The organism is Luteimicrobium sp. NPDC057192 (genome assembly GCF_042670205.1).
Classification (GTDB): Bacteria; Actinomycetota; Actinomycetes; order Actinomycetales; family Cellulomonadaceae; genus Luteimicrobium.
The window spans coordinates 62,435-80,204 of record NZ_JBHUWD010000020.1 but is presented as its reverse complement, the minus strand read 5'-3'; the positions used below and the strand labels follow the sequence as shown (position 1 = coordinate 80,204).

The window sequence follows — 17,770 nt, the reverse complement described above, 5'->3', positions numbered from 1 at the left end:
CGGACGGGCGGCGATCCCGTTGTCGGAGGGCGGGGACCCCGTGCTCGGCGACGCGGCCCGCGGCGGCGAGCTAACCGACGGCCGCGAGCACGAGGCCCGCGACGGCGGACGCGAGCCACCAGGCCGTCATGACAGCGGTCCGCGTGACGGGCGCGACCCACCGGTCGTCGACCTGGCCCGTGAGCGCACGCAGGCGGGCCGTCTCGAGCACCTTGCGCGCCTCGCGCGGCTCGGTCGCGTGGTCGACGAGGAAACGCGGCGCGCGGCGGGGCACGACGATGACGTCGTCGCGTCCGTCGGGCAGGCGCAGCCGGACGACGAGGTGGTCGTCGTCGGCGATGATGCTCCGCACCCAGGTCCACGCGACGCGGTGCCGCGCGACGACGGACGCGACGCCGATCCCGCGAGCGTTCCAGCGCACCGCGGGCTCGCCGAGGACGGCCCACGCGTGGCCCGCGCTCGCGACGACCCACGTCCCGACGACGGCGCCCCACCAGTCGATCCCGTCGGCGCTCTGCAGCCACCACACGAGGACGCCGACAGCGGGCCCCACCAGCCACGGCAGCCATGCCGCCGTCGAGCGGAGCAACGGCACGAGGGCGTGCCCGGTCCGCTGGTCGACCCTGCCCCAGAACCGCTCCCACGCTGTGCGGCCCTGCAGGGCGCGGTCGGCGGCGTCCGGGGTTGTGTCGTCGCGGACCACCACAGCGGTCGTCGCCGGTGCGCTGTCGGCCGGTGCGACCTCCGCCCCGAGGGCGCCGTCCGTCGCGGTCGGGACGGTGCGTCGGTGCGCGCCCACCTCGACCGACCTGACGTGCCGAGGCGCACGGGTGGACCGGGCGAGCCACCATCGCCCCGAGACGTCCCGGATCGCGACGCCCGCGCCGTCGGCGCCGAGTCCCACGGCCAGGCCCGAGCCGCGGGGCACCCGCTCGTCCTCGTCGCCCGGGAGCACCGGGCCCTCCGGCACGCCCCAGAGCCGGAGACGGCGCAGCAGCTCGTCGTCGGCCAGTCCCGCGAGGTCGTCCTCGTCGTCGTCGAGCTCGTCCAGCTCGTCGAGCGCGGCAGGACCGGTGCCCCTGGCGCCGAGCTCCGCGGGTGGGGACACCGCGGCGCCGGGCGGGCCGTCGCCCGACGCTGCGTCGCTGTCCGAGCGAATCGGGCCTCCGGACGCCTCGGGTTCGACGAGATCGGCCGGGACCAGGCCGTCGGCATCGGCGACCAGGACGCCGCCGACGAGGAGCCGGACGGACGTGGAGGTGCGCGTGTCGACCGTGACGGCCAGGCCGGCGCCGTTGAGGGCCCGCAGTCGCCCGCGGCGCCGCGTGAGCCCGACGCCGAGCGCCCACCCGACCGTGCCGAGCCCGATGCCGAGGAGCGCCGCCGCGCCGGTGGGGTCGAAGACGTCGTCGGTGAGCTCGGCGCGCCCGGACGTGGCGTCGTATCGGACCTCGACGTGCTGACCCCGCCGTGGGCTGCCGTCGTTGATCGGCACGCGGATCGTGGTCCCGTCGGACAGTCGGACTCGGGACGAGTAGTCGTCGTCGTCCACCGTGAGGACCGTCCCGGGCACGACGACGGCCCGAGCGCGGAACGCGTCGACAGTTCGGGCGTCGTGCTGCCAGAGCCAGCCGCCGAACGCTGCCGCGGCGAGGCCGAGCGCCGTCAGCCCGAGGACCACTGGGCCGAGGCGACGGAGCTCGCGGAGCGACGTCGCCGTCGTCGGGACGTCGAGGACCGGGAGGCCGGCCGTGGCGGCGCGGACCCGGGCGCGGTCGCGCGCCGCGACGACGGTCAGCGCCAGCGCGACGACGAGCGCTGCGACGGAGCAGCCCAGCGAGGCGGCGCCGAGCGCGCCCACCGGGGCCGCGCTCGCGCCGACGCACAGGAGCGTCAGGAGGAGCGTTCCTCGACCCGTCGCGACGACGCCGAGCAGCCCGACGATCACGGCCCCCGTGACAAGCGAGCCGAGCGCGTACGAGATCGTCAGCTCGTCGAGGCGCAGCGTGCTGCTCTCGCTCGTGATGCCGAGCACGGCGCTGGCGAGGACGAGCACCGGCACGACGGCCCGCGCCCCGACGCGGCGGAACCGTCGGTCGGGAGCGAAGGGCAGGGCCGGGGGAGGGAGAACGGTGACCGGACGGGGCGCGGCGCCCGGGTGAGGCAGGTCGAGCACGCGCAGATCGTACGGGCTCGGAGCGTGCCCGACCGACCACGCGTCCCCGCCGACCGTGCGGGAACGCGACGACGCCCGGGCCGTGACCGACCCGGGCGTCGTCGTCACCGTGGCGCGGTGACCGTCAGAACCAGTGCGGGCAGCCGGGTGAGCCGCGGCCCGACCCGTTCCCCTTGCCGTGGCCGGGCTTGGACGGCTTGCCGTGACCGTTCCCGTGGCCGTTGCCCTGCCCGTTGCCGTTGCCGTGCGGCACGGCGACGACGGACTTCACGGAGCCGTCGGCCTTGAGGACCACCTGCGGCGCCTTGCCCGCGCTGCTCCCGTGGAACGAGAACATCGACTGGATCGACCCGGCGGTCGCGTCGAACGACGCGTCGCCGATCCGCCCGGTCTGCCAGTTGTCCTCGACGAACTTCAGGACGGAGGCCTGGTTCGTCTCGGTGTGGTCGACGTAGTTCGTCTTCGCGTAGGGCGAGATGACGACGAGCGGCAGGCGCTGGCTGGGCCCGCAGCGGTCGGCGTAGCCGCCGGCGACGGTCTTCACCGAGGTGCAGAGCGTCGTGTCGCCGTTCGCCGTGTCGTTCGAGCCGTTGGCGATGGTCGGGGCGACGTGGTCGTACCAGCCGTCCGAGTCGTCGTACGAGACGACGATCGCGGTGCTGTCCCAGTACGGCGACTTCTCGATCGCGTTGATCTCCTTGACGAGGAACTTCTGCTCGTCGACGGGGTCGGAGTACGACGCGTGGCCGTCCTGTGCCATGGGGGCCTTGAGGAACGACACGCTGGGCAGGTTGCCCTGGGCCAGTGCGGCGTCGAAGTCGGTCAGGTCGTACTGGTGGTTCGCCTGGTCCGTCTGCCCGATCTTCGTGACCGACGACGGCGCCAGGTGGTGCGGGTTCGACGTCGACTTGTAGTACGCGAACGGGTTGTGGTGCGGGGAGTAGTCGACGACGGACGCGCCGGCGACGTTGGTCGTGGTGGCGTCGCACTTGGCGTAGTGCCCCGGCTGCCCGTCCCACGTCGTCGTCGGGCGGAAGCCGCCCTGGAACCAGCCCCACGTGACGTTCTTGGCGTTGAGCAGGTCACCGATGTTCGTGCCCTGCATGCCGACGAGCGCGTTGGTCGACGTGTGGTCGGAGTCGGCGCAGTCGTCGTAGACGGGGTCGGGGTCCGCGGTGACGGTGCCGACGCCCTTCGCGTCAGGCGACTTCACGCCGTACGCGTCGGGGGTCGCGGTCTGGAGCCCCGTCTTCGGGTCGTACGAGATCGCGCCGTGCGTCTGGCCGGAGACCAGGTTGAGGGCGCCCGGCGTCGACGGCCCGAAGGTGGCGTCCCAGCTGTTGTCGCTCATGGCGTAGTTCTGGGCGTAGTTCCACAGGGCGGTGACGGTGTTGCCGTCGTAGTAGTCCATGCCCAGGCCGGGGGCGCCGAACTGCCCGGTGCAGGTGTCCTTGCTCGTGTTCTGCACGAACCGGTCCATCGCGCCGTTGTTGATGGCGAGCTGCTCGGGCCCGTAGTTGTGGTTCTGGTCGCACGTCACGGCCTCGTCCGCGGACAGGCGGGTCGGCGCGTACAGGTTCGGGTTCGTCGTGAGCAGGCCGGCGGACTTCACGGTGTCGGCCTTCGGGGTGCCCTTGGCGGCCTTGAACGTGGTCCCGTCGGTGTTCGTGGCCTGGGGGTAGGTCGCGAAGTAGTGGTCGAACGAGACGTTCTCGTCGAACAGCACGACGAGGTGCTGGATCGGCGTCGTCGTGGACGTGCCCTTGGTGCGCGACGACGAGGACGTCGTCGCCGTGGTCCGGGCGGCCGCGTGGTGGCCCGACGCGACGGCAGGCAGGACGCCTCCGCCGGCGAGCGCGAGCCCGGCGATCGCTGCGGCGGACGCGACGGTGCGCGGCCGCGTGGCGAACAGACCCATGGGGGTGCCTCTCTGTGGGGGGATGGGGGCGGTTCAGGCGAGCAGCCGGCTGGCGTACCAGTCGTCCGCTGCCCTCACTCCCGGGAGCGCGAAGTAGTAGCCGCCCCCGAAGGGTGAGATGTAGTCGACGAGCGGTTCGCCCGCGAGGCGCTTCTGCACCGCGACGAACTGCCGGTCGAGGTCCTGGTTGAACGCGACGAACACGAGCCCCATGTCGAGGTTCCCGTTGGCGTCCGTGCCGGCGTCGTAGTTGTAGGGCCGGCGGAGCATCCGCAGCCGGTCGGAGCCGGGGGAGCGCGGGTTCGCGAGCCGGATGTGCGCGTCCATCTGGATGACGTCGCCCGTGGGGTCGCGCTCGAGGTGCGGGTCGTCGAGCTCGTGGGTCCCGGTGAGCGGGGCGCCGGTGTCGCGGCGGCGGCCGATCATGTTCTCCTGCTCGTGCAGGGACACCCGGTCCCAGAACTCGACGAGCATCCGGATCAGCCGGACGACGTGGTAGCTGCCGCCCGTGGTCCACGCGGGCTCGACGACGGCGGGCAGCCCGTCCACGGCCGCGACCTCGCCGGCCTTCGTCCAGACGACGTCGCCCATCGTGCGCGGGTCGGTGGTCGACGGGTTCGCGGTGCCGTCCTTGAAGCCCAGGAGGTTCCGCGGGGTGCCGCTGGGCCGGGGCGGGGACGCGAAGCCGTCCTGCCGCCACCGCACCTGCATCGCGCCCCGGGTGGCGCGCGCGATGTCCCGTACGGCGTGCACGACGACGTCCACGTCGTCCGCGCAGACCTGCAGCAGGAGGTCGCCGTCGCAGCGCGCGCGGTCGAGCGCGTCGTCGGGGAACGTGTCCATCGCCCGCAGGCGCGCCGGCTTGCGGCCGGCGAGCCCGAACCGGTGGTCGAACAGGGACGCGCCCACCGACGTCGTGACCGTGAGGCCGCCGGGGACGACGTCCGGGCCGAGGACGCCCGAGTCGACCGGGGGAGCACCGGGCCCCGCGCCGGTCGGCGTGCCGCCCGTGGTGAGGAACCGGACGCGGTCGGTGAGAGTCCGGAAGAGCTCCTCGAGCTCGGACCGCGAGCCCACGGTCACGTCGAGCGCGACGAACGCCGCCTGCTTCTGCAGCGGGGTGAGGATCCCGGCCTGCGTGGGACCGTGGAACACGACCGCCCGGGCCGCGTCGTCGGTCGGTGGCGCGGGGGTCGGGGTCGGCGCGGCCCCGGCGACGCGCGGCGCCAACGTGCCGAGCCCGACGACGCCCGCCGCGCCCGCGACCGAGCGCAGGAACGTGCGTCGCCCCGGCCCGGTCGGGGTGGCCTGCACGGGGTCGGGGTGCGTGGGGGTGCCGGCGCTCGCGGTCGTGGCGGGCACCGCCGTGGTGGCAGGGTCGGCGTGGTTCACAGGGCCCTCCGGGGGTCGGCGAGCGCGGCGACGGTGGCAAGGTGCTCGACGCACGTGTCGACCTCGGCGTCGAGGCGCTCGCGCTGCGCGGTGGTCAGGTCGGTGCGCGGGGTCCAGCGGCCGTCGTGGTCGTAGCCGCGCAGGGTGCGCTCGAGAGTGGCGAGGGCGGCGTCGACGTCTGTGAGGTCGACGCCGCGCTCCTTCAGGAGAGGGCGCAGCGCGCCCAGCGGCTGCCGCGTCCCGACGACCCCTGCCTCGATCTCGGCGAGAGCCGTCCCGCTCGGGCCGTCCGCCGCACCGCTGAGCTGGACCTGCACGGCGTCCTCGAGGATCTCGTGGGCCCGGATCCCCAGGTCCATGGGGTCGACCTGGGCCGCGGGGAAGTCGGAGCGCAGCGTGGCGACGTCCGTGACGAGCGCGCGGGTCACGGGCCGTACGGCGCTCGCGGGCCGGCCGGCCCACAGCAGCGCCTCGATCCGGCGGAACCCGGTGAGGTCGTGATCCGTCAGGGCCGTGGAGCCGGTGGCGGGGAACCCGTCGATCGCGTCGCCGAGGTCTCCGAACGCGTCGTAGGCGCCACCGAGCGTCCCGTACGTGGTGTGCGCGGTGAGCCAGTCGCGGCGCGCCCCCTCGAGGTCTCCGCGGGCGACGTCGTCGTCGAGGGCGCGGACCTGGCGGGACAGCGTCGCAAGGTGCGCGGCGACCCATGTCTCGTAGACCTTCGCGGCGGGCACGAGGTCGGCCTGCGTGACCGGGACGATGCCGGGCGTCGCCGTCGTGCCCGCGGGGAGCGTCCCCGTCACCCGGACGACCGGTCCGAGGACCGGCTCCTCGTCGGCCTGGACGCACACGACGCGGTAGCTGCCCGGCCCGAGCGTGACCTCGCCGCCCGCGCCCGCGCCCGGTCCGATCGCCTCGAGCTCGAGGTACTCGCGGGCCCTCGTCATGTCCGTCGCGGCGTCGGCGACGACGACGTCCATGCCGCCCGTGGAGGTGTTGGTCGCGTCGATCCGCCACGTCCCGGCCGTGCCGCCCGACCACCCGACGCCGCAGTCGCTCTGGCCCGCGCTCACGGCGGCGGCGAGGCCGGTCGGCGACGGCGCGGCGGCGTCGGCAGCGGATCCGGTGCTGCCGGTGCAGCCCGTGAGGCCGAGGGCGAGTCCGCCCGCGACGACCAGGACACCGGCGGTCCGTCCTCGTGCGCGGTGCCCGGAGCCCCCGCGCTGGTGGTGCTCCGTCGGGCCGGACCGGTCTGGCATGCGTTGCTTCTCCCTCGGGGAGCGGCGGACGCGCTCCCGGACGACCGTACGGACGCCGGGCGGGTGAACAGCCGGGGTTCAGGAAGAGTTCATCGAGGCGTCGCTCACCCGTCGCCGTCCCCTCCGCACCTCGTTGCCATCTGCACACGAAACTCACAGCCGGCGATTCGCCGTCGTGCCGACGGCCCCTCCGGTGCTAGCGTCCCGGGCGTGGGACGCAGGGAGATGGACGGCGCCGCGCTGCGTGAGCTGGTGCGCCGCGTCGAGGTGGACTGGCGAGGCGAGGACGTACCGGACGACGAGCGAGAACGCTTCCGTCGGCACGTCGCGACGCACGTGGCACCGGTCGTCCGGGCCCGGGTGCTCGAGACCGTAGGCGTGGCCGTGGACGTCGAGGGCGTCGCGATGGTCGCGGACCTCCTGCTCGACGACACGTCGTGCGACGACGAGAGACGTTGGCTGCTGGTCTCGCCCGACCCCTGGGGTTACCTGGCGGACTGGCTGGCGGCCGTCGTCGGGCGCTCGTACCGCCGGGCCGACGGGACGCCGCGGGCGCGGGCCAAGGAGCTGCGGCGCCTCGAGAAGGCGCTCCGCTCCGAGGCGTGACGCCGGGAAGTCCTGCGCACCCGACATGGTTCGCAGAGGCATGGAGATCCTCTACACGGCTTCCGCCCTGTCCACCGGCGACGGCCGCAACGGCCACGTCCGCACCTCCGACGCCACGCTCGACGTCGACCTCGCCGTGCCGAAGGAGATGGGCGGGCCCGGCGGCGCGCTCAACCCCGAGGCGCTGTTCGCCGCCGGCTATGCGGCGTGCTTCCACTCGGCGCTGCGCGGCGTCGCCCGGTCGAAGGGGCTCACGCTCGCCGACGACTCCGTGACCGCCGAGGTCTCCATCGGACCGAACGGCCAGGGCGGCTACGGCCTCGCCGTCGTGCTGCGCGTCGAGCTCCCCGGGCTGGCGCAGGAGCAGGCCGACACGCTCGTCGAGGCGGCGCACCAGGTCTGCCCGTACTCCAACGCGACCCGGGGCAACGTCGTCGTGGAGCTCGACGTCACGGTCGACTGACCCGCACCGGAGCGAGTTCCCCACGTTCCCCCACGTGGGGGAACCCGCTCCCTTCCGGGGGTGAGGCGCCGCGCCCCGCCGTCGACGAACGTCGAGGCATGACTTCCTCCGTCTCCCTCGCCCGCCCGTCGAGCCCGTCGTGGCGCCGCGGCTGGCGCGCGCTGCACGCGCCGGTCCCCGGGGTCCCGCGCTGGGCGCGCATCGCCGCGCTCGTCGTCCCGCTCACGGTGCTGCCGTCGAGCGTGTGGCGCGTCGCGGGCATCACGTTCCACCTGCCGATCGTGGACGGCGCGTCCGGCCCGGACGCACGGGGAAACCTCCCCGCCTGGCTGCCGCTCGGCGTCTACGTGGTCCTGCTGTCGATCGTCTCGGAGCTCCTCGCTTTCACGGCGGTCGGGCTCGTGGCCCGCTGGGGCGAGGTCGTGCCGCGCTGGGTGCCCGTCGCCGGTGGCCGCCCGGTGCCGGCGCGCGCCGCGGTGGTCCCGGCAGCGGTGGGCGCGACGTTCCTGACGCTGCTCTGGACGTGGACCATGGTCATGGTCGCGTTCGGCCGCGACGTCCGAGGGCGCCCGCACACCGCCGACTTCCCGCTCGGCACCCAGGACCTGCAGGGCTGGCTCGCCCTGGCCGCCTACGTGCCGCTGGTGGCGTGGGGCCCGCTCCTCGGCGCGCTCACGATCGCCTACGCCCGCCGCCGCGCGTCCCTCGTCCCGCGGGGCTGACGTCTCGTGGCGGCACGCGCCCCTGAGCGCTCGCGCGCCCCGATGTCGCGGAGCGTCTCCCCGACGGGTCGGCAGCGCAGCCCGCTCGCGACCGCGCGCCCGACGTCGGTGCTGATCAAGCCCTCGGTCTCGGGCGTCCGCGGCACCCAGCCCGGAAGCTCCGTCCAGCGGTCCACGCCGGACGCCTCGAGCTCCGCCCAGGAACGCCAGTCGAGGCGCGCGGGTGCCCCGCTCGCCCGGGTCGCGTCGGCCGCGGTGACGTCGACGACGGCCTCGAGCACGTCCCGCGTGGTCGCGTGGTCCTCGGGCGCGGCGACGTTCACGGCGCCCGACACCCCGGAGCCGGGCTGCACGACGGCGAGCAGCCACGCGGCGAGGTCGCGGACGTCGACGAGCCGCCACGGCTGGTCGGGGTCGCCCGGCGCGACCACGGTTCCGCCCCGCGAGGCGCGCCGGAGCCACACCGGGAGCCGTGCAGGCTCCTCCTCGGGGCCGACGACGAGGGCGCACCGTGCGAGGAGGGCTCGCTCGCCGAACGCGGCGGTCGCCGCGACCTCTCCCGCGCGCTTGACGGCGCCGTACTCCGCGTTCTCGACCGTCGCCGCGTCGGGCGCGGGAGGGCGCGTCGCGTGCGTCTCGTCCATGCCGACACCGAGCGGGGGCGCGTAGACCGCGCGGCTGGAGACGTAGCCGTAGCGGCCGGCGACGTCGGCCAGCGCGGTCGCGGACAGCCCGACGGCTCCCGGCGCCCCGGCCCAGGTGTCGACGACGGCGTCCCACCCGCCCGCGGGCGCCGCCGCGACGAGCCGCGCGACGTCGTCGGGCACGGTCCGGTCGCCCCGGACCTGCCGCGCGCCGGCGACGGGCGGGCGGGTCCCGCGGGCGAACGTCGTGACGTCGTCGCCTCGGGCGAGCGCGGCGTCGACGACGGCGCGTCCGACGAACACCCCGCCGCCGAGGACGAGGAGCCGCACGTCAGCGGTAGTTGACGAACTGCAGCGCGACGTCGAGGTCCGCACCCTTGAGGAGTGCGATGACGGCCTGCAGGTCGTCGCGGGACTTGCTGGTCACGCGCACCTCGTCGCCGGTGATCTGCGTCTTGACGGCCTTGGGGCCCTCGTCGCGGATGATCTTGGTGATCTTCTTCGCCTGGTCGCTCGCGATGCCCTCCTTGATGGAGGCCTCGAGGCGGTACTCCTTGCCCGACGGCTTGGGCTCCTTCTCGCCCGTGTCGAGCGACTTGAGGGAGATCCCGCGCTTGATGAGCTTGGTCTCGAACACGTCGAGGATCGCGAGGACGCGCTCGGCGGAGTTCGCGACCATGACGATCTTCTCGCCGCTCCACGAGATCGAGGCGCCGACGTTGCGGAAGTCGTAGCGCTGCGAGATCTCCTTGCCGGCCTGGTTGAGGGCGTTGTCGACCTCCTGGCGGTCGACCTTGCTCACGACGTCGAACGACGAATCGGCCACGGTTGCTCCCTCGGCAGGGTCCGCACGCCGGCGGGCGCGGGACGGGTCAGGTGATGGGTTCCACCGTATCGGCTGCGTCGTCGTCGGTCCGGGCCGACGCGGCCGCACGACGGCGCGGGTCGGCCAGGCGGAGCGCGTGCGCGGCCCGCAGCCCGTCGGTCGTGAGGAGGACGAGCGCGCCCCACACGAGGACGAAGCCGATCCAGCGCGCGACGGGCATCGTCTCGTGGAACACGAGGAGGCCGACGAGGAACTGCAGCACGGGCGTCAGGTACTGGAGCAGCCCGACGACCCGCAGCGGGACGCGCCGCGCCGACGCCGCGAACAGCAGGAGCGGGACGGCCGTCACGACGCCCGCCGACGCGAGGGCGAGGAGGTGCCCGGCGCCGTGCGTCGTCATGGTGTTGTCGCCCTGCGCCTGCAGGTAGACGAGGTACCCGACGGCGAACGGGGTCAGGACGAGGGTCTCGGCCGCGAGCCCGGGCGCCGCCGCGACGCGCCCGCCGACGCGGTTCTTCACGAGGCTGTAGAGGCCGAACGAGAAGGCCAGGGCGAGCGAGACCCACGGCACGTGCCCGACGCCCACGGTGAGCACGACGACGGCCACCAGCCCGAGCGCGATCGCGGCCCACTGCAGCGGGCGGAGGCGTTCGCGCAGCACGACGACCGCGAGCAGGACCGTCACGACCGGGTTGATGAAGTACCCGAGCGCCGCGTCGAGGACCTTGTCCTCGAGCACCGCCCACACGTAGATGCTCCAGTTCACGGCGACGAGCACCGCGCCCACGCTGAGCGTGAGGAGCAGCCGCCGGTCCCGCAGGACGGCGCGCAGCTGGGGGAGCGACCGCGTGACGGCGAGCAGGAGCAGGCAGAACACGAGCGACCACACCACGCGGTGGGCGATGATCTCGAGCGGCGCGGCCGGCTCCAGCAGCGGGAAGTAGAGCGGCATCGCGCCCCACAGGAGATACGCGCCGAAGCCGGCGGCGAGCCCGCGACGGTACTCGGCGCGCGCCTCGGTCTCGGTCGGCGCGGGCTGCGCGGGCACGTCGGACGTCACGTCCTGAGCGTACGGCGGGCTCCCCACGGCTCCGGCGGGGGCTCGTTCAGCGTCCGCCGACGACGCCGGAGCGGGCCCCGCGCGGAACGGATTTCTCCGCAGCGCCCACGTTGGGTATCGTTGGCTCGCCACGGCAGGTTGCCCGAGCGGCCAAAGGGAGCTGACTGTAAATCAGCCGCGTCATGCTTCGGGGGTTCGAATCCCTCACCTGCCACGCTCGGTCGAAGGCCCTGGACCTCACGGTCCGGGGCCTTCGTCGTACCCGGCGACGGTCAGCGCCCCGGCTTCTCCCAGACCGACACGTGCGACGGGCTCGTCGCGGTGAACGGCGACTGGTCGAAGCCGGCCCAGCGGTCACGCAGACGCAGCCCGGCGAGCTGCGCCATGAGGTCGAGCTCGGCCGGCCACGCGTACCGGAACGGCACGGTCGCGTGGCGTCCGTCGCGCGGCCGGTAGTGGTGCGACCACATCTGCTGCGTCACGACGTCGTACTCGTCGAAGCCCAGGTGCTCGGGCGTGACCTCGAACGGCACGAAGCGCTCGCCGACGGGGAGGCGCTGGAGCTGGGGCACCCCGTTCTCCACGACGAAGCACCCGCCCGGCTCGAGGTGCGCGGCGGCGTTCCGGAAGCACGCGACCTGGCCCTCCTGCGTCGTGACGTTCGCCACGGTGTTGAAGACCAGGTACGCGACCCGGAACGCGCCCGGCACGCGGGTGGTCGTCATGTCGCCGACCGTCACCCCGACCGTCCCCTCGGGGTCCTTGGCCCGCAGCCGGGCGACCATGGCCTCCGACAGCTCGATCCCGTGCACGGCCACGCCGCGGGCCGCGAGCGGCAACGCCACGCGGCCCGTCCCGACCGCGAGCTCGAGCGCTGCGCCGTCGCCCGCGAGCCCTGCCAGCAGCTCCACCGCGGGCCCCAGCACCCCGGGCATGGACATGGCGGTGACGTCGGCGTCGTAGGTCGCGGCGACGTCCTCGTCGAAGTGGTTGGGCGGGTCCGTGGGAGTCGTCATGCGTCGACGGTCGCACCGCTGGGTGCGCGGACGCTCGCGGATTTCGTCGCAGGGCCAGTGTCTTGTAGAGTTTTCCGCGCTGCCCCCGTAGCTCAGTGGTAGAGCGCAGTCTTGGTAAGACTGAGGTCATGGGTCCGATTCCCATCGGGGGCTCTGTTGGTGCCGTACAGGCGGCCGTGGGACCATGGGTCCTCCGGGCGCTGCGGTGCCCACGCGGCGGGGTAGCTCAGATGGTTAGAGCGCACGACTCATAATCGTGAGGTCGCGGGTTCGATCCCCGCCTCCGCTACCACGGACCGGTGTGCTCGCGGCGACGTCGCGCGCGCGTCCGGTTCATCCTGGTGGACGGGCCCTCGGGTCCGCGCCGCAGACCTGGTGGTACGACGGCCGGCGTCGTGCCCTGCACAGCACAAGCGCCTTCCGGGGGCGCGAGAGGTGGCACCAGCCATGGCCAGCAAGAGCCAAGACGTTCGCCCGAAGATCACGCTCGCCTGCGTGGACTGCAAGGAGCGGAACTACATCACCAAGAAGAACCGCCGCAACGACCCCGACCGGCTCGAGCTGGCGAAGTTCTGCCCGCGCTGCGGCAAGCACACCTCGCACCGCGAGACCCGCTGACGCTCTTCGCGACCTCGTAGCACCCACCCGGCAGCAGCCGCCGGCGACTCGCGAAGGAGCGCTCGTGCCCGTCAACCCGGAGTACGAAGGCCGTCAGTACCCGCCGACCGCCCCGTACGCGGTCGGGCGTGAGAAGCTCCGCGAGTTCGCCGCGGCCGTCGGGTCGACCCACCCCGCCCACCACGACGTAGCCGTGGCGCGGGGTGCGGGCTATCCGGACGTCGTCGCGCCGCCCACCTTCGCCGTGGTCGTCGCGCAGCGCGCCGAGGCCCAGTACATCGAGGACGCCGGAGCGGGCATCGACTTCTCGCGCGTCGTCCACGCCGACGAGCGCTTCACCCACCACCGGCCCATCGTCGCCGGTGACGAGCTGGTGACCGTCCTGCACGTCGACTCCCTGCGCGAGCGCGCCGGCATCACCATGGTCTCGACCCGCTGCGAGATCTACGCCTCCGACGCCGACGGGAACCCCGGCGAGCCCGTGTCGACCGTCAGGTCCACGCTCGCCGTCCGAGGGGAGGACGCATGAGCGCGCCCGTGCTCGCCGAGCTCGAGGTCGGCCAGGAGATCGGCACCCGCGAGGTCGTCCTCGACCGCGCGCGCCTCGTCCGGTACGCCGGCGCGAGCGGCGACTTCAACCCCATCCACTGGAACGAGCGCTTCGCGACCGAGGTCGGGCTCCCCGGCGTCATCGCGCACGGCATGCTCTCCATGGGCGTCGCCGCACCGCTCGTCGAGGAGTGGGCCGGTGACGCCGGAGCCGTCGTCGACTACCAGACCCGGTTCGCGCGCCCCGTGCCCGTCCCCGACCCGGGGACCGCGACCCTCACCGTGACCGGTGTCGTCGGGGCGCTCGACCCCGAGGCCGGGACGGCGCGCATCGACCTGACGGTGGCGTTGGACGGCGTGAAGGTGCTCGCGAAGACGCAGGCGGTCGTGCGGCTCTCCTGAGCTGCTCGTCTCCTCGCTCGCCGGCGCTCCTTCTCACCTCCGGCGTGGCCTGCGGCCGTCGTCCGTTCGCCGTACTCCTTCGAGGTGGACGGGCGGCCGTCGTACTTCGCGGGTCGCGGGTGCGGTCGGGTCGTCTCAGCGGGGGGCCGGGCCGGTGGTGGTGCCCACGACGAGCTCGACGGGCAGGAGGACGTCCTCGACGTCGTCGCCCGCGACGAGCTGCAGCGCCGCGCGGCCCAGCGCCGCCCCCTTCTGCTCGAACGGCTGACGGACGCTGGTCAGCTGCACGTCCGCGCCCAGCCACGGGAGGTCGACGCCGTCGAACCCGGCGACCGACAGCTCGCCCGGCACGTCGATGCCCAGCTCGCGCGCGGCGAGGAGCACGCCCGCGGCGAGCAGGTCCGACTGGGCCACGACCGCCGTCGGTCGCTCCGCGGGCGGCACGTCGAGGAGCGCCCGGCCCGCGGCGTGCCCGTGCTCCACGAGCGACGCCTCGGTCTCCCAGACCGCGACGGGCCGGATGCCGGCGTCGGCGAGACCTTCGAGGCGGTTGCGCGTCGGGGTCTTCTCGACGTCGGCGAGGCGCTCGGCGTCGGCGAGCCCGGTGCGCTCGGGGAACGCGACGGGCAGCGCCACCACGGCGACGCGCTCGTGCCCGAGCTCGCGCAGGTGCCGGCCGAGGTCGGCCGCGCCGCGACGGTCCTCCAGCCCGACGACGGGTGCTCCCGGCTTGGCGGTCCCCTCACCGATGACGACGGGGATGCCGCGGCGGACCAGGGCGTCGTGGGTGGGGTCCTCGCGGCGCGAGCCCCACACGAGCACGCCCACGTCCATCGCCGCGGAGGCGACGAGCGGGTCGGCGGCGCCGTCGGACGGGACCGCGGGCACGAGGAGGACCCCCACGCCGTGGGTGCCGAGCTCGGAGACGAGACCGTCGAGCACCTTGATGGAGACCGGGTCGCGGAAGCTGCGGGAGACGTGGTCACCGATCACGACGCCGACGATCCCCGACCGGCCGGACCGGAGCTGGCGGCCGAGGGGAGAGGGGCCGGTGTACCCGAGCTCCGCGGCGGCGGCGAGGACCCGCTCACGGGTCGCGTCGGCGATCGGCCCGGAGCCGGAGAAGGCGAGCGACGCCGTCGACACGGACACCCCGGCCAGTGCGGCCACCTCGGAGAGCGTGGTCCGACCGCCCTTCGCCCCCTCGGGCGGAGTGCTCGAGCCTGGCTGCGGGTGGGTCGGCAACAGGTTCCTCCGGGCGGGTCGTGGCGCGCTGCGCCGGGGTCTGCGGGCGTCGTGGTCAGGCGCGTGCTCTGATCCGGTTGACGTCGCGGCCAGCGTACCCGCACAATCGACCCCATGCCTCGAAACGATTCGAAGAGCGATCGTGGCATGCGGTTCGAATCGTTTCGATCATGGCATGCCTCGTCCGACCAGCTCTGGCCCTCGCGCCTCGGCCTGCTCGGCCTGTTCCTGCTCATGGGACTGACCTTCTCGAGCTGGCTCGCACGCATCCCGACGGTCAAGGCCGAGCTCGGGATCAGCACCGCCGACCTCGGCGTCGTCCTGCTGGCCGGCTCGGTCGGCGCGCTCGCGACCGTCGCCGTCGCCGGGGCGGTTCTCGAGCGGATCGGCGGCCGGGCCGCGCTCGCGGTCGCGGCCGTCGTCTCCGCCCTCGCCTACGTGCTGCTCGGGCTCGGACCGACCGTCGGCTCCGTCACCGTCCTCACGGTCGGGGTGCTCCTCAACGGCATCGCCTTCGCGCTCGCCAACGTGCCGCAGAGCGTCGAGACCGCGGGGATCGAACGACGGCTCGGCCGGACCGTCATCCCGCAGTTCCACGCCGCGTTCTCCGTGGGCGCCGTCGTCGGCTCGCTCCTGGGGGCCGCTTGCGCTGCCGGGGGCGTGCCGCTCCTCGCCCAGTTCGGCGTGACGGCGGCCGTCGCGACCGCCTGGCGGTTCGCCAGCTTCCCCGTCGTCGTCCACGACACCCGCCGGCGCCCGGGGCCGCGCCCCGCGGTCGCCGTCACCGTGCCGGCGACCGGGCCGGACGTCGCACCGGTGACCCGCCCCACCCGCCGGGCCCGCCTCGCGACCGCGCTCGGCGCCTGGCGCGAGCCGCGGACCGTGCTGGTCGGCCTCGTGGTCCTCGCCGCCGCGTTGTCGGAGGGATCGGCGAACGACTGGCTGTCCCTCGCCGTCGTCGACGGCTTCGGTCGCACCGAGGCCGTCGGCGGGGTGGTGTTCGGGACGTTCGTGGCGGCCATGACCGTCGTGCGGATCCTCGGGACCCGGCTGATCGACCGCTACGGACGCGTGGCCGTGCTGCGGGTGTCGGGCGTCGTCTCGCTCGTCGGCCTGCTCGCGTTCGGCCTCGCCCCCTCCTTCCCGCTGGCCGTCGCCGGCGTCGTCGCCTGGGGCGTCGGCGCCGCGCTCGCCGTGCCCATCGGCATCGCCGCCGCGTCCGACGACCCGCTGCGGGCCGCGGGCCGCGTGTCCGTCGTGTCGTCGTTCTCGTCGCTCGCGAGCATCGCCGCGCCACCCCTGCTCGGGATCGCCGCCGAGGCGATCGGCGCCCGCCACGCGCTCGTCCTCATCGCGTTCGCGATGGTCCTCAGCGTCTGCCTCGCGGCGCAGGTCGCGCCGCCCCGGCGCACGCCCGACGACACACCCCCCGCTAGCCTGGCCGTGTCGCCCGAGGCCGGCGCCGTCCCGACGGACGAGGTCCCCGACCCCGCCCCGTCCCATCCCGGGCAGCCCGCCCGCCTGCCCGAGGAGGTCCTCGCGTGAACCAGCCCCGCCCCGAGCCCCGGAGCGCCGCCGACGGCGCGCCCACGGCCGCGCGCATCAGCCGCGCGTCGTGGGCGGTGTTCCTCGTGTTCACGCTCAACGGGTTCGCGTTCGCGAGCTGGGCCTCGCGCCTGCCGACCGTGCGCGACAAGCTCGACCTCGAGCCCAACCAGATGGGGCTCCTCCTGCTGTTCTCCGCGATCGGGTCGATCTGCGCGCTGCCCCTCGCGGGCCTCGTCGTCGACCGGCTCGGCTCCCGCCGGGCCGTCGAGGCGTTCGCCGGCGTCGCGTCGGTCGGCCTGCTCGTGGTGGCGCTCTCGGTCGCGCAGGAGAGCGTGAACCTGGCCCGGGTCGGCCTGTTCGTCGCGGGCGTCGGGATCGGCGTCTGGGACGCCTCGATGAACCTCCAGGGCGCCCACGTCGAGCAGCAGCTCGGCAAGGCGATCATGCCGCGATTCCACGCCGGGTTCTCCTTCGGGACCGTGGCGGGCGCCGGCTTCGGCGCGCTCTTCGCCGCGCTCGACGTGCCCGTCCCGCTGCACCTGACGATCGCGGTCGCGGTCGCCGTCGTCGGCGTGCTCCTGGCCGTGCGCCTCTTCCTCCCCGACCCGGCGCACGAGCCCGAGCCGGTGCACGTCGGGGGGACAGACACCAACGTCGACCCCGCCGACTCGTTCCCGTCGCTCGCCGAGCCGACCGAGGCCGACGAGCGTGCCCGTCGCCGCCGCGCCGTCCAGGCGTGGACCGAGCCGCGCACGCTCATGATCGGTCTGGTCGTCCTCGGGGCGGCGCTCACCGAGGGCGCCGCGAACGACTGGGTCTCGCTCGCGACGGTCGACGGCTTCGACACCAGCGACTCGATCGGCGCGGTCGCGCTGGGCGTCTTCCTCGTGGCGATGACCGCGATGCGCCTGCTGGGCACGGGCCTCCTGGACCGCTTCGGCCGGCTCGCGGTGCTCCGGGCGCTCGCGGCCTCCGCGCTCCTCGGCGTCCTGGCGTTCGCGCTGCTGCCGCACCTCGTGGGGGCGCTCGTGGGCGTGGCGCTGTGGGGCATGGGCGCCGCGCTCGGCTTCCCGGTCGGGATCTCGGCGGCGTCCGACGACCCGCGGCGGGCCGCGGCACGCGTGAGCGTCGTGACGACGATCGGCTACTCGGCGTTCTTCGTCGGTCCGCCGCTCATCGGGTTCATCGCGCACCACGTCGGCTACCGTCACGCGCTGCTGTTCGTCGGCATCCCGATCGCGCTCGGCCTCGTCGTGATGAACGCGGTGCGCCCGCTTCCCGGGGCCGTCGGGCAGGCCACGGAGCCGACGCCGGCCCCGTAGGCTG

Annotated in this window: 17 protein-coding genes and 3 tRNA genes; 11 read left to right on the top strand and 9 right to left on the bottom strand. The window is 74.3% G+C overall.

The features are described from left to right. Nucleotides 1-70: 70 nt before the first annotated feature. The 4 genes from ACFT5B_RS11225 to ACFT5B_RS11210 form a co-directional block, all read right to left on the bottom strand. Nucleotides 71-2,176 (bottom strand): hypothetical protein, encoded by a 2,106-nt coding sequence (locus tag ACFT5B_RS11225; RefSeq protein ID WP_386798163.1) that lies wholly within the window; start codon nt 2,174-2,176, stop codon nt 71-73. Between the two features lie 124 nt (nt 2,177-2,300). Continuing rightward, entirely contained in the window at nt 2,301-4,094 is a 1,794-nt protein-coding gene (locus tag ACFT5B_RS11220) for a phospholipase C (protein ID WP_386798161.1), read from the bottom strand. A 33-nt stretch (nt 4,095-4,127) separates the two neighbouring features. Then, the gene (gene efeB / locus ACFT5B_RS11215; protein ID WP_386798159.1) at nt 4,128-5,486 is read right to left on the bottom strand and encodes an iron uptake transporter deferrochelatase/peroxidase subunit; all 1,359 of its coding nucleotides are present in this window, start codon (nt 5,484-5,486) and stop codon (nt 4,128-4,130) included. Beyond that, nucleotides 5,483-6,745, bottom strand: a complete 1,263-nt coding sequence (locus tag ACFT5B_RS11210) for an imelysin family protein (protein ID WP_386798157.1) — start codon at nt 6,743-6,745, stop codon at nt 5,483-5,485. The genes efeB and ACFT5B_RS11210 overlap by 4 nt, the downstream gene beginning before the upstream one ends. 210 nt (nt 6,746-6,955) lie before the next feature. On the opposite strand from ACFT5B_RS11210, the gene ACFT5B_RS11205 reads away from it, so the two are divergent. From ACFT5B_RS11205 to ACFT5B_RS11195, 3 genes are all read left to right on the top strand, one after another. Next, nucleotides 6,956-7,351, top strand: a complete 396-nt coding sequence (locus tag ACFT5B_RS11205) for a hypothetical protein (protein ID WP_386798155.1) — start codon at nt 6,956-6,958, stop codon at nt 7,349-7,351. Nucleotides 7,352-7,391: 40 nt separating this feature from the next. Further along, complete coding sequence (locus ACFT5B_RS11200) at nt 7,392-7,814, top strand: organic hydroperoxide resistance protein (RefSeq protein ID WP_386798153.1); 423 nt, start codon at nt 7,392-7,394, stop codon at nt 7,812-7,814. Nucleotides 7,815-7,912: 98 nt separating this feature from the next. Beyond that, nucleotides 7,913-8,536, top strand: coding sequence for a hypothetical protein (locus ACFT5B_RS11195; protein WP_386798151.1), 624 nt, complete (start codon nt 7,913-7,915; stop codon nt 8,534-8,536). On the opposite strand, the gene ACFT5B_RS11190 is transcribed toward ACFT5B_RS11195, so the two are convergent. The 3 genes from ACFT5B_RS11190 to rarD are packed head-to-tail and all read right to left on the bottom strand — an operon-like array spanning nt 8,497 to nt 11,066. Then, nucleotides 8,497-9,510, bottom strand: a complete 1,014-nt coding sequence (locus tag ACFT5B_RS11190) for an NAD-dependent epimerase/dehydratase family protein (protein ID WP_386798149.1) — start codon at nt 9,508-9,510, stop codon at nt 8,497-8,499. The two genes, ACFT5B_RS11195 and ACFT5B_RS11190, sit on opposite strands and share 40 nt — an antisense overlap. Before the next feature lies 1 nt (nt 9,511). Then, the gene (locus ACFT5B_RS11185; RefSeq protein WP_386798147.1) at nt 9,512-10,006 is read right to left on the bottom strand and encodes a YajQ family cyclic di-GMP-binding protein; all 495 of its coding nucleotides are present in this window, start codon (nt 10,004-10,006) and stop codon (nt 9,512-9,514) included. A gap of 46 nt (nt 10,007-10,052) precedes the next feature. Beyond that, a complete protein-coding gene (gene rarD, locus ACFT5B_RS11180; RefSeq protein WP_386798145.1) occupies nt 10,053-11,066 on the bottom strand; it encodes an EamA family transporter RarD in 1,014 nt (337 codons plus the stop codon). A gap of 132 nt (nt 11,067-11,198) precedes the next feature. Between rarD and ACFT5B_RS11175 the strand changes: the two genes are divergently transcribed. Next, nucleotides 11,199-11,280, top strand: a tRNA-Tyr gene (locus ACFT5B_RS11175). A 58-nt stretch (nt 11,281-11,338) separates the two neighbouring features. On the opposite strand, the gene ACFT5B_RS11170 is transcribed toward ACFT5B_RS11175, so the two are convergent. Continuing rightward, nucleotides 11,339-12,082 (bottom strand): class I SAM-dependent DNA methyltransferase, encoded by a 744-nt coding sequence (locus ACFT5B_RS11170; RefSeq protein ID WP_386798143.1) that lies wholly within the window; start codon nt 12,080-12,082, stop codon nt 11,339-11,341. An 81-nt stretch (nt 12,083-12,163) separates the two neighbouring features. Here ACFT5B_RS11170 and ACFT5B_RS11165 point away from each other — a divergent pair. The 5 genes from ACFT5B_RS11165 (at nt 12,164) to ACFT5B_RS11145 (ending at nt 13,651) form a co-directional block, all read left to right on the top strand. Beyond that, nucleotides 12,164-12,235 (top strand) — tRNA-Thr (locus ACFT5B_RS11165). Nucleotides 12,236-12,297: 62 nt separating this feature from the next. Further along, a tRNA-Met gene (locus ACFT5B_RS11160) sits at nt 12,298-12,374 on the top strand. A gap of 155 nt (nt 12,375-12,529) precedes the next feature. Further along, nucleotides 12,530-12,700 carry a 50S ribosomal protein L33 gene (gene rpmG / locus ACFT5B_RS11155; protein ID WP_036953345.1) on the top strand — a complete coding sequence of 57 codons (171 nt, stop codon included), beginning with the start codon at nt 12,530-12,532 and terminating at the stop codon, nt 12,698-12,700. 64 nt (nt 12,701-12,764) lie between these two features. Then, complete coding sequence (locus ACFT5B_RS11150) at nt 12,765-13,229, top strand: MaoC family dehydratase N-terminal domain-containing protein (RefSeq protein WP_386798140.1); 465 nt, start codon at nt 12,765-12,767, stop codon at nt 13,227-13,229. Beyond that, nucleotides 13,226-13,651: a MaoC family dehydratase gene (locus ACFT5B_RS11145; RefSeq protein ID WP_386798138.1), complete on the top strand. Its 426-nt coding sequence runs from the start codon at nt 13,226-13,228 to the stop codon at nt 13,649-13,651. Before ACFT5B_RS11150 ends, ACFT5B_RS11145 begins: the two co-directional genes overlap by 4 nt. A gap of 135 nt (nt 13,652-13,786) precedes the next feature. Here ACFT5B_RS11145 and ACFT5B_RS11140 read toward each other — a convergent pair whose 3' ends face one another. Then, nucleotides 13,787-14,821, bottom strand: coding sequence for a LacI family DNA-binding transcriptional regulator (locus ACFT5B_RS11140; protein WP_386798136.1), 1,035 nt, complete (start codon nt 14,819-14,821; stop codon nt 13,787-13,789). A 222-nt stretch (nt 14,822-15,043) separates the two neighbouring features. Here ACFT5B_RS11140 and ACFT5B_RS11135 point away from each other — a divergent pair, with 222 nt between their 5' ends. Both ACFT5B_RS11135 and ACFT5B_RS11130 read left to right on the top strand, forming a co-directional pair. Continuing rightward, complete coding sequence (locus ACFT5B_RS11135) at nt 15,044-16,441, top strand: MFS transporter (protein WP_386798134.1); 1,398 nt, start codon at nt 15,044-15,046, stop codon at nt 16,439-16,441. Beyond that, nucleotides 16,438-17,766: an MFS transporter gene (locus ACFT5B_RS11130; protein WP_386798132.1), complete on the top strand. Its 1,329-nt coding sequence runs from the start codon at nt 16,438-16,440 to the stop codon at nt 17,764-17,766. The genes ACFT5B_RS11135 and ACFT5B_RS11130 overlap by 4 nt, the downstream gene beginning before the upstream one ends. The last annotated feature ends 4 nt before the right edge of the window (nt 17,767-17,770 follow it).